The organism is Pantoea sp. E2023-21, from assembly GCF_051302795.1.
Lineage (GTDB): Bacteria > Pseudomonadota > Gammaproteobacteria > Enterobacterales > Enterobacteriaceae > Pantoea > Pantoea ludwigii_A.
Window position 1 is genome coordinate 2775530 of sequence record NZ_CP195344.1, and the last position, 15463, is coordinate 2790992.

Annotated in this window: 17 protein-coding genes; 7 read left to right on the forward strand and 10 right to left on the reverse strand. The window is 54.0% G+C overall.

What is annotated here, in order from left to right; genetic code table 11:
* The first annotated feature begins 432 nt into the window (after positions 1-432).
* Complete coding sequence (locus tag ACRQ84_RS12965) at positions 433-1764, forward strand: polyamine export protein PaeA (protein WP_064738392.1); 1332 nt, start codon at positions 433-435, stop codon at positions 1762-1764.
* Positions 1765-1849: 85 nt separating this feature from the next.
* Here ACRQ84_RS12965 and ACRQ84_RS12970 read toward each other — a convergent pair whose 3' ends face one another.
* Complete coding sequence (locus tag ACRQ84_RS12970; protein WP_007892150.1) at positions 1850-2056, reverse strand: DUF1107 domain-containing protein; 207 nt, start codon at positions 2054-2056, stop codon at positions 1850-1852.
* A 313-nt stretch (positions 2057-2369) separates the two neighbouring features.
* Between ACRQ84_RS12970 and ACRQ84_RS12975 the strand changes: the two genes are divergently transcribed.
* Positions 2370-2933: a YtfJ family protein gene (locus ACRQ84_RS12975; protein WP_483816300.1), complete on the forward strand. Its 564-nt coding sequence runs from the start codon at positions 2370-2372 to the stop codon at positions 2931-2933.
* A 78-nt stretch (positions 2934-3011) separates the two neighbouring features.
* Here the strand turns inward: ACRQ84_RS12975 and cysQ are convergent, their stop codons facing one another.
* Positions 3012-3758 carry a 3'(2'),5'-bisphosphate nucleotidase CysQ gene (gene cysQ / locus ACRQ84_RS12980; protein ID WP_483816301.1) on the reverse strand — a complete coding sequence of 249 codons (747 nt, stop codon included), beginning with the start codon at positions 3756-3758 and terminating at the stop codon, positions 3012-3014.
* 293 nt (positions 3759-4051) lie between these two features.
* Between cysQ and ACRQ84_RS12985 the strand changes: the two genes are divergently transcribed.
* Positions 4052-5998 carry a bifunctional 2',3'-cyclic-nucleotide 2'-phosphodiesterase/3'-nucleotidase gene (locus ACRQ84_RS12985; protein ID WP_483816302.1) on the forward strand — a complete coding sequence of 649 codons (1947 nt, stop codon included), beginning with the start codon at positions 4052-4054 and terminating at the stop codon, positions 5996-5998.
* A gap of 33 nt (positions 5999-6031) precedes the next feature.
* On the opposite strand, the gene fklB is transcribed toward ACRQ84_RS12985, so the two are convergent.
* The gene (fklB, locus tag ACRQ84_RS12990) at positions 6032-6652 is read right to left on the reverse strand and encodes a BamJ family beta-barrel-assembly machinery protein (RefSeq protein WP_064738388.1); all 621 of its coding nucleotides are present in this window, start codon (positions 6650-6652) and stop codon (positions 6032-6034) included.
* Positions 6653-6868: 216 nt separating this feature from the next.
* Between fklB and ACRQ84_RS12995 the strand changes: the two genes are divergently transcribed.
* Positions 6869-7531: a LysM-like peptidoglycan-binding domain-containing protein gene (locus ACRQ84_RS12995; RefSeq protein WP_483816303.1), complete on the forward strand. Its 663-nt coding sequence runs from the start codon at positions 6869-6871 to the stop codon at positions 7529-7531.
* Positions 7532-7587: 56 nt separating this feature from the next.
* Here the strand turns inward: ACRQ84_RS12995 and rplI are convergent, their stop codons facing one another.
* Genes rplI through rpsF form a run of 4 tightly spaced genes read right to left on the reverse strand, consistent with a single transcriptional unit; the run spans position 7588 to position 9028 of the window.
* The gene (rplI, locus tag ACRQ84_RS13000) at positions 7588-8037 is read right to left on the reverse strand and encodes a 50S ribosomal protein L9 (protein WP_008103594.1); all 450 of its coding nucleotides are present in this window, start codon (positions 8035-8037) and stop codon (positions 7588-7590) included.
* Positions 8038-8076: 39 nt separating this feature from the next.
* Positions 8077-8304 (reverse strand): 30S ribosomal protein S18, encoded by a 228-nt coding sequence (gene rpsR, locus ACRQ84_RS13005; protein WP_002210155.1) that lies wholly within the window; start codon positions 8302-8304, stop codon positions 8077-8079.
* A gap of 4 nt (positions 8305-8308) precedes the next feature.
* Positions 8309-8626: a primosomal replication protein N gene (gene priB, locus ACRQ84_RS13010; protein ID WP_007892027.1), complete on the reverse strand. Its 318-nt coding sequence runs from the start codon at positions 8624-8626 to the stop codon at positions 8309-8311.
* A gap of 6 nt (positions 8627-8632) precedes the next feature.
* Positions 8633-9028, reverse strand: coding sequence for a 30S ribosomal protein S6 (rpsF, locus tag ACRQ84_RS13015; protein ID WP_007892026.1), 396 nt, complete (start codon positions 9026-9028; stop codon positions 8633-8635).
* A gap of 386 nt (positions 9029-9414) precedes the next feature.
* On the opposite strand from rpsF, the gene ACRQ84_RS13020 reads away from it, so the two are divergent.
* Entirely contained in the window at positions 9415-9624 is a 210-nt protein-coding gene (locus ACRQ84_RS13020) for a hypothetical protein (protein WP_064738387.1), read from the forward strand.
* 48 nt (positions 9625-9672) lie between these two features.
* Here the strand turns inward: ACRQ84_RS13020 and yjfP are convergent, their stop codons facing one another.
* On the reverse strand, positions 9673-10422 hold the full coding sequence (gene yjfP, locus ACRQ84_RS13025; protein ID WP_483816304.1) for an esterase: 750 nt from the start codon (positions 10420-10422) through the stop codon (positions 9673-9675).
* Positions 10423-10579: 157 nt separating this feature from the next.
* Between yjfP and ACRQ84_RS13030 the strand changes: the two genes are divergently transcribed.
* Together ACRQ84_RS13030 and bsmA are read left to right on the forward strand one after the other, a co-directional pair.
* Entirely contained in the window at positions 10580-12511 is a 1932-nt protein-coding gene (locus ACRQ84_RS13030) for a methyl-accepting chemotaxis protein (RefSeq protein WP_483816305.1), read from the forward strand.
* 54 nt (positions 12512-12565) lie between these two features.
* Positions 12566-12892, forward strand: coding sequence for a biofilm peroxide resistance protein BsmA (gene bsmA / locus ACRQ84_RS13035; protein ID WP_064738384.1), 327 nt, complete (start codon positions 12566-12568; stop codon positions 12890-12892).
* Here bsmA and ACRQ84_RS13040 read toward each other — a convergent pair.
* Together ACRQ84_RS13040 and rlmB are read right to left on the reverse strand one after the other, a co-directional pair.
* Positions 12866-14494 carry an isovaleryl-CoA dehydrogenase gene (locus tag ACRQ84_RS13040; protein ID WP_483816306.1) on the reverse strand — a complete coding sequence of 543 codons (1629 nt, stop codon included), beginning with the start codon at positions 14492-14494 and terminating at the stop codon, positions 12866-12868. The two genes, bsmA and ACRQ84_RS13040, sit on opposite strands and share 27 nt — an antisense overlap.
* A gap of 185 nt (positions 14495-14679) precedes the next feature.
* Positions 14680-15414: a 23S rRNA (guanosine(2251)-2'-O)-methyltransferase RlmB gene (rlmB, locus tag ACRQ84_RS13045; protein ID WP_007892019.1), complete on the reverse strand. Its 735-nt coding sequence runs from the start codon at positions 15412-15414 to the stop codon at positions 14680-14682.
* Positions 15415-15463: the final 49 nt, after the last annotated feature.

Genomic DNA, 15463 nt, shown 5'->3' on the forward strand with positions numbered 1-15463 from the left:
CGGCCCCTATTCCGCAGGGGCATTTATTCTGTAGAAGGGTATCACCACCGCTCGTATACCCATCAGCATAGCCGCCTTTTTTCTGCCCATCGGCGTAAACCCAGCGACTAAGCCAAATTGTGACCTATTGTCGGTAAATGGGGGAAACGATACAACCGCCAAGCGATTCTTCTGTGCGTGGCCATTGCTCACTCGGATTAATCCGAACGCATAACGCACGCCTCTGGCGGCATGATAAGCGCTGCTGCTATAATCAGCGACCTGCAGGCCTCGCCTGCGTTCATTATCTGCCCCGACGTTACCCTTATCTTGTCGATATGGCGCAGACATTTTTGGCACGGATAGCCTGTTTGACTGGCAAGTACCGGATGTACGCCCACTCCCGCGCTGCCCAGGCCAAAAATGACAAGTTATTAACCCAACGGATCTTTTATGCTCGATAGCTTGCTTGTCATTCTTTTACTGATAGTCATCAGTTCATTTTTTTCTCTTTCGGAGATCTCGCTGGCGGCTGCCCGCAAGATTAAGCTGAAGCTGCTGGCTGACGAAGGCAATATCAACGCCCAGCGCGTGTTGAAAATGCAGGAACAACCTGGCATGTTCTTCACCGTGGTGCAGATTGGCCTGAATGCCGTTGCCATCCTTGGCGGTATCGTTGGTGATGCGGCCTTCTCACCTGCCTTTAATAGCCTGTTCAGCCACATCGTGGCACCGGAACTGGCTGAACAGCTCAGCTTTATCTGCTCCTTCACCATTGTTACCAGCCTGTTCATTCTGTTTGCTGACCTGACGCCAAAACGCGTCGGCATGATCGCACCGGAAGCCGTGGCGCTGCGTATCATCAACCCGATGCGCTTCTGCCTGGTGGTATTGCGTCCGCTGGTGTGGCTGTTTAACGGCCTGGCTAACGTCTTCTTCCGCATGTTCAAACTGCCGATGGTGCGAAAAGACGACATCACTTCTGACGATATTTATGCGGTGGTAGAAGCCGGCGCGCTGGCGGGTGTGCTGCGTAAGCAGGAGCATGAGCTGATTGAGAACGTGTTTGAGCTGGAATCGCGTACCGTGCCGTCTTCGATGACCTCGCGCGAGAATGTGGTGTGGTTTGATCTACACGAAGATGAAACCACGCTTAAAACCAAAATCGCACAGCATCCGCACTCCAAATTTATTGTCTGCGATGGCGATATCGACCATATCGTTGGCTATGTTGATTCCAAAGAGCTGCTGCTGCGTGTGCTGGGCAACCAAAGCCTGACGCTGAACAGCGGCGTGCAGATTCGCTCGGCGCTGATTGTGCCGGACACGCTGACGCTCTCCGAAGCGCTGGAAAGCTTCAAAACCGCGGGCGAAGATTTCGCGGTGATCATGAACGAATATGCGCTGGTGGTGGGCATCATTACGCTGAATGACGTGATGACCACGCTGATGGGCGATTTGGTCGGACAAGGTCAGGAAGAGCAGATTGTCGCGCGTGATGAGAACTCATGGCTGGTGGAAGGCGGTACGCCAATTGATGACGTGATGCGCGTGCTGGATATCGACGATTTCCCGCAGTCTGGCAACTACGAAACGATTGGCGGCTTCATGATGTATATGCTGCGCAAGATTCCGAAGCGTACCGACTTTGTGAAGTTTTCCGGCTATAAGTTTGAAGTGGTGGATATTGATAGCTATCGCATCGATCAGTTGCTGGTCACGCGTATTGATGAGCGCCCGCCCGTGCTAAATGTGACGAAGAATGCCGTGGAAGAATCGGAATAAACTTCAGTTTGATCCTGACTAAAAAAACAAGGCGCGATTAATCGCGCCGCTACGGGGCGCCATTAGCGCCCTTTTTTATACTTGCTTAGTTGTACTCGGCTTGCAGTCGCAGCACCTGGCGATTGATTTCTGACATCACGCTGAGATGCTGTTTATCTTTGACGCGCGGCAACATCACTTTGCCTTTATCAAACTCGAACGCGCCCACATCCTTGATGTACAACCTTCCTCTAAATAGCGTTTTTACATATTTCGCAATTTGCAGCGGATTATAGCGCTGGAAGATCTTCATGCTGTTTAACTCCTAAAATGTTTAATACGCTCCGTCGTAACCAAATTTGGTACGAACCCATGAAGCGCAAATGAGGCATAACTATAGAGCATCCTTTCTTACCCATGTTCCGAAAAAGTGAATTATTTACTGAATTGACACATCATTACAGAATACTCTGTTATCAGCTTCACTAAACCCAGTATAAACCTTCACTCATTAAGGAATTGTGGCATAGGTTGCAAACCTGTTAACTCATTGCGACAGACGCATCATCCATGCCTAATATTGCAGGAACATGAACAACTGGTCGGATCACCAAGGAGTTTGATAAATGCGTTTGAGACACACTGTGATAGCACTGGCACTTCTGCTGCCTAACCTTGCTTCGGCACATGCATTCAAACTGGGTGAACGCGTGCCCGCGGTTGGCATTAGCGACAGAGGAGAGCTGGTTTATCAACAAGATAAAGACAAGTTTAGCTACAAATCCTGGAATAGCGCGCAGCTGAGTGGAAAAGTTCGCGTCATTCTGCACATTGCCGGTCGCTCTTCCGCTAAAGAGCAGAACGCGGCGTTAATTGAAGCCATTAAAGCCGCGCATCTGCCGCACGATCGTTATCAAACCACCACCATCGTAAATACCGATGACGCGATTCCGGGCACCGGCATGTTCGTACGCAGCAGCATTGAGAGCAATAAGCAGCAATTTCCGTGGTCGCAGTTCATCATCGATAGCAACGGCAGCGCGCGTCAGGCCTGGCAGCTGGAGAAGGGTGGAGCTGCGATTGTGGTGCTGGATAACACCGCACATGTGCGTTACGTCAAAGATGGCCCGCTGACGCAGGATGAAGTGCAGCAAGCGATGAAGTTGATTCATGAGTTGTTGCAGAAGTGAGTGGCGTAAAGTCTTTCAGATGAGCACCGCATCATTGCACATTCCGTCACGGCGCGATTTATCGCGCCGTGACCAATCTTAAAACAGCGAAACGCGGAAGCCGGGATTAAGGAATGATTCGCGCGGTGCGTAATCGAGCGTTTTGCCCTGCCAGTCGTGGACATGCGCGCCGGCTGCAATGGCCACCGCATGTCCTGCGCCGGTATCCCAGATGTTAGTGGGTCCGAAACGCGGATAAAGTTGCGCGCTGCCTTCGGCCACCAGACAGAACTTCAGCGATGAACCAATCGCCGTGGTTTGATGCTCACCAAGCTGATGCAGATACTCCTGCAACTCGGTATCGCTATCAAAATGCGAACGGCTAACGACCACTAACGGTGGACGCGCCTCACGCGCGTGAATTTGCGTCTGCTGACCCTTCTCTTCTTTCCAGGCTTTACCTTCAGCAGCTGAGTACATTACGCCCAGCACCGGCGCATACACCACGCCCAACACCGGTTTGCCGTTTTCGATTAGCGCAATGTTCACCGTGAACTCGCCGTTGCGCTTGATGAACTCCTTGGTGCCATCCAGCGGATCGACCAGCCAATATTTTTGCCAGTGCTGACGCACGTCCCAGCTCGGTGGATCCTCTTCAGACAGCACCGGTACATCTGGCGAAAGCGCCGTTAGTCCCTGAACAATGATACGGTGCGCAGCGAGATCGGCCGCCGTCACCGGCGAATCATCCGACTTGCGGGTTACGTCTACTGGCTCTGCGCCGTTATACACCTGCATGATGGCATCGCCCGCTTCACGTGCCAGCTGACAAATTTTATCTAACATTATTTACCTCTTTTCCGCTGATTCTGCCTGTCAGACACTAACCGCCAATCTGTATTCATTTTAGCAGTTGTCCTTCAACAGCCTGCGGCTGCACGGACTGCTGCGGCAATCTATATGATTATCAATACCATAGTTAATCGATGGCGGCTATGGCGGGATGCTGAATGCGCTTTTGCCCTGACGCGGCGGCAGATATTGGATGAAAGTCCGAGCTCCATCACAAATTGAAATGATAATTCGTCATGGTTTTACATTATTTTGAGAGGCCCATTGGACCGAACAAGGAGCAAGCGATGTTGAAAGCGAGCATGTCGTTATTGGCACTCTGTATTACTGCCGCCACGGTACAGGCTGCAACGGTGGATCTGCGCATTCTGGAAACCACCGATCTGCACAGCAATATGATGGATTTCGATTATTACAAAGATACGCCGACCGAGAAATTTGGCCTGGTGCGCACTGCCACCTTAATTCAGCAAGCGCGCGCTGAAGCGAAGAACAGCGTGCTGGTCGATAACGGCGATATCATTCAGGGCAGCCCGCTGGGCGATTACATGGCGGCGAAAGGACTAAAACAGGGTGAGGTGCATCCCGTCTACAAAGCGATGAACACGCTGGATTACGCCGTTGGTAACCTTGGTAATCATGAATTCAATTATGGCTTGCCGTACCTGCAAAAAGCGCTGGCCGGTGCGCGTTTTCCCTACGTCAACGCCAATATTATCGATGAAAAAAGCGGAAAACCGCTGTTTACACCCTACCTCATCAAGGAAACCACGGTCGCAGACCGCGAAGGTAAGCCGCATACGCTGAAAATTGGTTACATCGGCTTCGTTCCCCCGCAGATTATGGTTTGGGATCGCAACAATCTGCAGGGAAAAGTACGGGTTGATGACATCACTGAAACAGCGAAGCGCTATGTGCCGGAAATGCGCGCAAAAGGTGCTGAAATAATCGTCGCTATTCCGCACTCCGGTTTAAGCAGTGAACCCTATCACGCCATGGCAGAAAATTCGGTTTACTACCTCAGCCAGGTTCCCGGTATCAATGCCATTATGTTCGGCCATGCACATGCGGTATTCCCGAGCAAAGAGTTCGCCGCCATAAAAGGTGCTGATATTGCTCAGGGCATGCTCAATGGTGTGCCGGCCGTGATGCCCGGCATGTGGGGAGATCATCTTGGCGTGGTCGATTTGGTGCTGAATAACGACGGCGGCCAATGGCGGGTGACGCAGGGCAAAGCTGAAGCGCGACCGATTTATGACAGCGTGGCGAAAAAATCGCTGGCCGCCGAAGATGCCAACCTGGTGCGAGTGCTGGAGCAGGATCATCGCGCCACGCGTGAGTTTGTTGCCAAACCGATCGGCAAATCTGCCGACGTGATGTACAGCTATCTGTCGCTGGTGCAGGACGATCCCACGGTACAGATCGTCAACAACGCGCAGCGCGCTTATGTTGAGCACTTTATTCAGGGCGATCCCGATCTGGGCCGCTTGCCGGTGCTTTCAGCCGCTGCGCCTTTCAAAGCCGGCGGTCGTAAAAACGATCCTGCAAGCTATGTTGAAGTGGAAAAAGGCAATCTCACCTTCCGCAATGCCGCCGATCTCTACCTCTATCCCAACACGTTGGTGGTGATGAAGGTCAGCGGTGCGCAGGTGAAGGAGTGGCTGGAGTGCTCAGCCGCGCAGTTTAATCAAATCGATCCGCACAGCAGCAAACCGCAATCGCTGATTAACTGGGATTTCCGCACCTATAACTTCGATGTGATTGATGGCGTGCAGTACCAAATCGACGTCACGCAACCGCCGCGTTACGATGCGGAATGCACAATAATCAACAAAGAGGCTTCGCGCATTAAAGATCTTAGCTGGCAAGGCAAGCCTATCGACCCTCATGCGACGTTCCTGGTCGCTACCAATAACTACCGCGCTTACGGCGGCAAGTTTGCCGGTACCGGCGATAAGTATGTCGCGTTCGCGTCACCGGATGAGAACCGCTCGGTGGTTGCCGCCTACATCAGCAGCGAAACCAAAACGCATGGCGAAGTGAAACCGCAGGCGGATCACAACTGGCGCTTAGCCCCCATTAGCAGCACCACGCCGTTGGATATCCGTTTTGAAACCGCGCCTGGCGCGAAAGCGACGACATTTATCGAGCAGCATGCTGATTATCCGATGAAAGCGGTGGGCAGCGATGAGATAGGTTTTGCGTTGTGGCAGGTGGATTTGCAGAAGAAGTGACGATCAAGGGCGGCGATAGCCGCCCTTCAGAGCTTACAGAATTTCCAGCAGCTCGACTTCGAAGACCAGAGTGCTGAATGGCGGGATAGAGGCACCAGCACCGCGCTCGCCGTAAGCAAGGTTGTGTGGAATCGCCAGTTCCCACTTGGAACCCACTGGCATCAGGGTCAGCGCTTCGATCCAACCCGCGATAACGCCGCTGACCGGGAATTCTGCCGGTTCGCCACGCGCCACTGAGCTATCGAATACGGTGCCATCGATCAGTTTACCGGTGTAATGCACGCGGACACGATCCTGACGTGAAGGGATTGGACCCTCGCCCTGAGTGATTACGCTGAACTGCAGACCGGTTTCGGTGCTGCTTACGCCTTCGCGCTGCGCGTTTTGCTCAAGGAAAGTCTGACCTTCTGCCGCCATCGCTTCTACACGCTCACGACGCACGCCTTCTGCGCGCTCGTGCACTTCACGCAGTGCGCGATGTACCACGTCAACCGGGACGGCCGGCGAGTTCCCTTCCAGCGCGTCGCGCAGGCCGGCGAGCAGTGCTTCTGGCTGCAGACCCTGCAGTCCAGACTCTTGCAGCTGCTGGCCTACCTGTAAACCGATACCGTAACTTGCTTGTGATTCGACGCTGTCGAATGAAGGGGTCGTCATCTTGTTTCCTTAATCCCGGAGAAAAATAGAACCGGCAGCATACCAGCGCGGGCGGCTGGCGTAAAATCTCACGCGCCGCAGATGACATTTCCCGGCGAAACGGAAACAATACCCCGGTCAAATTTTTCAATGCTGCCAGGCACTTCCTGTCAGCATTGCTCATACTATAGCTGTGGCAAGGTTTTCACCTGCCACCGTCGGCACAAGAGAGAATACATGGGCCAGATTGCCCCACGACGTCGCAGGACGCGCGCACCGCGTACTTTATTACCTTGGTTGCAACGTTGGCTGCCGCGCATTTCGCGCCAAGCCGCCAGCGAGGAGGATTCACGAATGGCTTCCGATCACCCTTCCCGCGTTCCCGCCGCACTGCAGCGCGTCTGGCATCTGCTGGATAATGTGCGCTGGATGGATCCGCTGCCCGCTTTTCATCGTCGTGGCATTGTCATTGCATTGCTGGTGCTGCTGCTGGCGTTTCTGTGGCCGAGCACTACGCCGCAGTACCCGGTTGAGCGTCCGGCTGACAATCCCGCTAAAGAAGTGCCAATGCAGGCGGAGATTTACGATAACAAGCAACAGCAGCAACAGCAGAATACGCCGCCGAAAACCGATTCGCAGGGCGAATGGCGCACTTACAACGTGGCGTCGGGTCAGACGCTAGCGCAGCTGTTCCGTGATAACAATTTGCCGGTCAATGATGTATTTGCCATGGCGCGTGTCGAAGGTGATGGGCAGCCATTAAGCGCGTTGCAGAATGGTCAGCAGGTGAAGATTCGTCAGAATGCGCAAGGCATGGTGACGGGGTTAACAGTGGATGGCAGCAACGGCCCGGTGCTGTTTACGCGCCAACCAGATGGCAGCTTTATCCGCGCCCAGTAGTACGCAGAAACAAAAACGCCGGCACAAGGCCGGCGTTTTTACATTACCGAGTAAAATTACTCAGCAACTACATTCACAACCAGTTTAGCGAAGACTTCGCTATGGATCTGGAAGTCAACTTCGTGCTCACCGGTGGTGCGCAGTACGCCTTCTGGAAGACGAACTTCGCTTTTAGCCACTTCAACGCCAGCTGCAGTTACTGCATCAGCGATGTCACGGGTACCGATGGAACCGAACAGTTTACCAGCGTCGCCTGATTTAGACGCGATGGTTACGTTGCCCAGTGCGTTGATTTTCTCTGCACGTGCGTTAGCAGCAGCCAGAACGTCAGCCAGTTTGGCTTCCAGTTCAGCGCGACGTGTTTCGAAGAACTCAACGTTTTTCTTGGTAGCAGGAACAGCTTTACCCTGTGGAACCAGGAAGTTACGAGCGTAGCCCGCTTTAACGTTAACCTGATCACCCAGGCTGCCCAGGTTTGCTACTTTATCAAGCAGAATAACTTGCATTACCTTATCCTCTTAAAGTCGTTAATGGACAACTACCGATTACTGATGACGATCAGTGTACGGAAGCAGGGACAGGTAGCGAGCGCGCTTGATGCAACGAGCGAGCTGGCGCTGGTATTTTGCACGAGTACCGGTGATACGGCTCGGGACAATTTTACCGCTTTCGGTAATGTAGTTTTTCAGTGTAGCGATATCTTTGTAATCAATCTCTACAACGCCTTCCGCGGTGAAACGGCAGAACTTGCGACGACGGAAATAACGTGCCATTTGGCTAGTCTCCAGAATCTATCAAATCAATCTGCTCGGCATGTAACACCATTCTACTCTGACCATTGCGTGCCTGATGGCAGCTAATAAAGCCTTCGAGAGTGAGTTGCGTGCCGACCGTTATATGTTGAGTAATCACCTGATGGGTGCTGCCGCTGATAATCACCGGCATTTGACACCAGGCTTGCCGGTGAAAACCGGCTTCCTCTTGCACAGAACGATGCTCAAGCACGAACTGGCAATGAGGAATCCCTGACGGACTGACTTTTCGAACCGGCGTCTTGCACACAGTGCCAGACAGGCGCAGTCGATTTGCCGTCATGTCGGATTACTCTTCAGAATCCCCAGCATCTGAGTCATCAGCCGATTCGTTAGCAAAGTCTTCGCGGCGATCACGACGCTCGTCTTTGGCTTTAACCATCGGAGATGCTTCAGTTACCGCGTGCTTAACGCGCATAACCATGCTGCGGATAACGGCGTCGTTGAAGCGGAAGTTAGTTTCCAGCTCGTCAATCACTTCCTGCGGCGCTTCTACGTTCAGCAGAACATAGTGAGCTTTGTGCAGTTTGTTGATTGGGTAAGCCAGCTGACGGCGGCCCCAGTCTTCCAGACGGTGAATCGTGCCCTGTGCACCGGTGATAGCACCAGTGTAACGCTCGATCATACCTGGAACCTGTTCGCTCTGGTCAGGGTGGACCATAAATACGATTTCGTAATGACGCATCGATAGCTCCTTACGGATTATTCAGCCTCCTGTCAGGGTCAGCTGCGGCCCACGGAAGCAAGGAACGTTATAGGTTGTGAATCATTTAAAAAATGAAACACACCTCTGAATGCAGCTGAAAAATTGACGCGTAATCATACTGGCGTCCTTGCGGAAACTCAAGCGCACAATTCATCAAATGGCGACTATCGTGCCAGCTGATGCGGCTTTTTGTGCTAAGTGAGGTGCTTCAGGGAGTTAGATGACACTTTGTCAAAATCGCTGAAGAAGGCGTTCAACGGGACGATCTGGCGGCAAACTGGTTAAGAACTACACTATTTACAGACGCCACGATTTACCCTTTTCGAAACGTCTGAGAGTGCAATCCCTGGAGTGAGGAGTCGATAATGAAAACGATCATTTTCGCCACTTTACTGGGTCTCTTCCTGTCTACACCCGCTCTTGCCAGCACCGCTGACTTCGCGCAGCAGATGAGAAGTCACAGCAGCAACGCGGCATCAGGCTATGTCTACGTCAATCGGCTGGATGCGCCTGCCAGCAGTAACCCAGTCAGTGCCAATACCAGCGCCGCCGAACGGTTGTCATCACAACTTTAAAACGGCCTACAGAAACGGGCTGGCGCCAATCACGCCAACCCGCGTTGTTTATAAATGATGTTTAAAGAAACTGACCAACGCGGTTAGCGCCGAAGGCGTGATTTTATGGCCGATATTCGTCTCAGAAAGCGAAGTCATCTGCTGATCTAATCCAGCTTCGCGTAAGGCTTTCTCCAGCCGTACCGTTTCGGCAAACGGTACCACTTCATCCGCTTCGCCGTGCCATAGCAGCAAAGGCCGATTCGCCAGCTTCTTCAGTTTTTCACTGGGATCGTACGGTGCCAGCGGCGCTAAACGTGCGGCAAAAGCCGCTTTCTGTTCTGGCGTACGCGCCACCAGCGGCGGGAAAAGCGTATGACTCAGTTGCATAAAATAGCCGGAACCCATTAAGCACGCCACGCTATGAATCTGCGGATAGCGCGCCATCGCGCCCAGTGCGGTCATGCCGCCCATCGAGGCTCCCGCCACGGCAAAACGCTCATCAGCAATCCAGTCGTTATCGCGCAGCACCTTTTCCAGCAATGGCACTTCATCGATGTTCTGTTTGAGGATTTCCCAGAAGTGGGTCATCCGCGCGTCGGTATCGCCGTTATAACGTGCGCCGTGCATGTCCGCATCGGGCATAATCACGCGAAAACCGGCCTGCGCCAGCGCCACGGCAAAGTAGCTGTAAACTTCTTTGGATGAGGTAAAACCGTGATAGAACAACACCGTCGGCAAGCGCGCCTGGCGCTGCCCGGCCGGTGATGCATGAATACATTCGATGCCTGCCAGATTCTCCGTCGCCAACTCAATCATACCGCCTCCATTGAGAATGATTATCACTGGACTGAGTGTAAGCGCTACGTGCCAAAATGCGAGCCACTTCACATTAAGTTTGAATAATTCCCGCCCTAAACATTTAGCGTATTTTGCCGTTGATCTTGTACCCCTAAATAAACTCAAAAGGTACTTTATGAAGCGTCTTTCTCTCAGCGCCATGGGTCTCGGAATTAAGCTGTCTGTATTGACGTCTTTGAGCGTGGCAATTGTGCTATTTACGCTGACCTTAACCCTGAGCCATAACGCGGCACGCCAGCTCGAGCAGTTGGCAACCGATGATATGCAAAATCAGGTGCAAGGCATCAATGAAATGGCCACCATGTTCAACGCCACGCTGTCAGAAGAGGTGGCGAATTACACCAAATTGTTCCAAAGCTTCCTGCCTAAACGCTTTAGTCGTGATGAAAACGAACGCATTCAGGTGGGCGAATTCAGTACGCCAACACTGCGTGCCGGGCTGAAAACCCTTAATCTCGATCAGATCGCGGTCGATGATTTCCTCGACCGCACCGGCGCGGTATCAACCATTTTCGTGCGCGACGGTGAGGATTATGTGCGCATCTCTACCTCACTGAAAAAAGAGGATGGCAGTCGGGCGATTGGCACCAAACTCGATCGCAGTAGCGCGGCCTGGCGCAACGTCAATCAGGGCACGGTTTATCGTGGCCTGGCGACGCTGTTCGGCCATCGCTACATCACGCAGTATCAGCCGGTGCAGGATAGCAGCGGCGCGGTGATCGCCATTCTGTTCGTAGGCGTGCAGATCGATGCGCAGTATGGATTGATGCGCGACAAAGTGCTGGCGCGTCATCTTGGCGACAGCGGCACCTTCTCGGTGCTGAACGGTGCGCCGGGTAAAAACCAGGGCCAATATCTGTTTGATCGTCAATCTGAAGGAAAACTGCCGCGCTGGGATAGCGCCACTCAGCAGCAACTGCTTAGCCAGCCGAAGGGATTGGTCACAGTTGAAATCGATGGCGAAACCAAACTGCTAGCGTGGCAACAGTTGCCTGGCTGGAACTGGATTATTGCCGGTGAAGTGAGCCGTGCCAGTCTGTTGGCGCCCATCACGCACAGCCGTAATCTGTTTATTGCCATTGGGCTGGCGCTGGTGATCGTTTTTGCCATGAGTTTTATGTGGTACAGCCGCCGCGCTATCACGCGCCCGTTGCAGCAGGTCATTCATCTGGCTGAACAGTACGCCGCCGGTAATCTGCAGGCTCATCTCGACTCTTCGCGCCGCGATGAAATTGGTCAACTGATCAGCGCGATCAACGGCATTGGCGATGGACTGGAGAAAGTCGTCAGTCAGGTACGTTCAGCCGCGCGTGAAATCAGCAGTGGCACCGATACTATCGCCGCCAGCAGCTCCAGCATCAGTGAACAGATTGGTCGTCAGGCCAGCAGCGTGGAAGAAACCTCAGCCAGCATGGAGCAGTTTGGCGCCACGGTGGCACAAACCGCGGCCAATGTGCGTCAGGCCATGGCACTGGTCGGTGAAGCGGCCAACACCGTGAATCACGGTGGCAGCACCGTGGCACGTTCGGTAGAAACCATGTCGGAGATTCGCGTGGCATCGCAAAGTATCGCCGATATCACCCATGTGATTGAGTCGATTGCTTTCCAGACCAACATTCTGGCGCTCAATGCCGCCGTTGAAGCCGCGCGCGCCGGTGAACACGGTAAAGGCTTTGCGGTGGTCGCGGCGGAAGTCCGTGCGCTGGCACAGCGCAGTGCCACGGCGGCGAAGGAGATTGATGGGTTGATCGCCAGCTCAATCGACAAAGTGGCGGCGGGCCACACGTTGTCGGAGCAAACACGCGATGCAATGAGCCATATCGTCAATCACATCGAGCAGGTTAAAAACCTGATGGGTGAGATCAATATTGCCGCGCAGGAACAGGCGGCGGGCATTGGTCAGGTGAATCTGGCGATGAACCACATCAGTCAGGCCACTCATCAAAGCAGCGATATGATTAACCAGTCAGAAACCACCGCCATTCATCTGAGTAAGAAAGGCCATCATCTGACGCAGTTGGTGAGCATTTTTCATCTGAAGGACTAAAAGCCACAGGAAGATGGCTTACACTTGAGCCATCTTCCTGCTTCAGGAGTTGCTATGCGTACTCTCTTTTTGGCTTTGACTCTGCTGCTCAGCGGCTGCGCCGCGTTTACCACCACACCACAAGCTCCGCCGCCGCCAACGCAGCACGCGCAGGAGATTTCACGCGCCCAGAGTGTTGGCCTGCCTAAGCTCGGTAACATCACCGCCACCACGCGCGGCTCGCCGGATGATGCACAGCGCGCTATTGCCGCCAAAGCCAATCAGGCGGGCGCGGTTTACTATCAAATTCTGATGCTGGATGAAACCACCATTCCCAGCTTCTGGTACGCCACCGCCATTCTTTATGGCGCGCCATCAACCGGTGCTGCAGCGCAACAGTAAGCGCGCGCAGAGATCGCCGCTTAATGCACGCGAGCCGCGCAGATCAAGATGCTGCTGACACCAACCATCGGCCAGTGGCGGTTCTGCCACTTTTAGCAGAATCGCAGCACTCGCCAGCTGCAGCAGTTCGCGCGTGGTCTCGCGTGCCTGCCCTTCGCGGGGATTTGCGAGCTGCAAGCGTAATTGACGCCAGCGGCGATCAAAGTGACGATTGCTGCCTTTTACCGCATCAAACTCATCATGTAACATGGTCATCACCTCGGCATGACGTCCGAGTACACGCAGGACATCAAGGCACATCACATTGCCGGAGCCTTCCCAAATGCTGTTGACTGGCATTTCGCGATAGAGGCGCGGCAGCTCGCTCTCTTCGCAATAACCAATGCCACCTAACACTTCCATCGCTTCCGCGACAAAGGGGATACCCGCCTGACAGACAACATATTTAGCGGCGGGTGTGAACAAGCGTGCATATAAGCGCTCATGCTCGCTGGCGGGGGTTGACCAGGCGCGCGCCAGCCGCAACAGCAATGCGGTTTGGCCCTCCAGCTGCAGCGCTTGCTGCGCCAGCACCGCGCGCATCAGCGGCTGATCGATAAGGTTCTTGCCCATCACCTGACGCCGTTGCGCATGGTGTACGGCAATCGACAGCGCACGGCGCATTTGTCCATGGCTACCCAGCGCGCAGTCAAAGCGCGTCATGCCGCCCATCTTCAGGATCAGCCGCACGCCGTTGCCCTCCTCGCCCATCAGCCAGCCAACGGCATCCTGAAACTCCACTTCCGCGCTGGCATTGGAGCGATTACCGAGCTTGTCTTTGAGGCGTTCGATGCGGATAGCGTTGCGTGTGCCATCAGGCAGCAAGCGGGGCAGGAAGAAGCAACTTAAACCTTGTGAGGTTTGCGCCAGAACCAGATGTGCATCGCTTTGCGGTACCGAGAAAAACCATTTGTGGCCGGTGATACGATACGCTTCGCCCGGCCCGCGCACGCCGAGCGGTTCGGCGCGTGTGGTGTTACTCAACACATCGGTGCCGCCCTGTTTTTCCGTCATGCCCATGCCAATCAGCAGGCCACGTTTCTTATTGCCCGGCAGATGATGCGCATCGTAACGATCGCTGAGCAGCGCTTCGCGCCAGTCAGCATAGGGTTCAGGCAGATGATTCTGCAGCAGCGGAATGGCGGCGTGCGTCATCGTGACGGAACAGAGCGAGCCTGCTTCAACTTGCGCATGCAGGATAAATCTTGCGGCACGCGCCACCATCGCCTGCGGCTGTACGTCGGGCTGCCAGCTGAGATTGTGTAGACGGCTGGCGCATAATCCTTGCATCAAAAGATGCCAGGCGGGATGAAAACGCACTTCGTCAAGACGTTCGCCGCGCGCGTTGTAACGCAGCAATTCCGGCGCTTCAACGTTGGCTAAGCGGCCTAATTCGAGGGATTCTGCACTGCCAAGTTGCAGACCAACTGAAGCCAGCCATTCACGATCCCAGCTGGCACCTTCGCGGACTACCGCCTCGCACAAAGCAATATCGCGCGTGAACAGGTTGCTGTTGCTGAGCGGATGGGGCTGATTGAATACGGTGTGGGTGGTCCAGGTCATAAATATCCCCGTCATACTTCGAGCTACAGGTGCGTTGGCTGCGTGTGTTCACCCCAGTCACTTACTGATGTAAGCTCCTGGGGACTTACGCACTTGCCGCCTTCCTGTAACTCGAATTATTTAGGGTATAAGTATGTAGCTGTTTTGCAGTTATGCCCGGCCTGGAAAATTTTTTGCGGCGGGGATCACGCCTGACGCTGACGAACGGCTTCGAACAGACATACACCGGTGGCAACGGACACGTTAAGTGATGAAACGCTGCCGGCCATTGGGATGCTGATCAGTTCATCGCAGTGTTCACGCGTTAAACGACGCATCCCTTCACCTTCCGCCCCCATCACCAGCGCCATTGGACCGGTCATTTTACTTTGGTAAACGGTGTGATCGGCTTCGCCCGCCGTACCCACTACCCAGACGTTGTATTCCTGCAGCAAACGCAGGGTACGCGCCAGGTTAGTCACACGAATCAACGGCACGTTTTCCGCCGCACCGCTGGCCACTTTCTTCGCCGTGGCATTCAACGGGGCTGCGCGATCTTTCGGCACGATCACCGCATGCACGCCTGCGGCGTCAGCGCTACGCAGGCAAGCGCCAAGATTGTGCGGATCGGTAACGCCATCCAGTACCAGCAAGAAGGGTTTCTCCAGGCTCTGCAGCAGATCCGGTAAATCACCTTCCTGGTATTGCTTACCGGGTTTCACACGCGCCACGATACCTTGATGCACGCCGCCTTCAACCTGGCTATCCAGCCATTGACGATTGGCAACCTGCACCGGGATTCCCTGAGCTTCCAGTGCGAGGATCAGCGGCTGCAGGCGACGATCTTCGCGGCCTTTAAGGATAAAGACTTCCTGGAAACGCTGTGGATCGCGTTCCAGTAGCGCCTGCACGCTATGAATACCAAAAATTATTTCACTCATTACTTTGCTCAAGGTTGGATTTGATACGTTGAAAACTGGCCCATTCGGG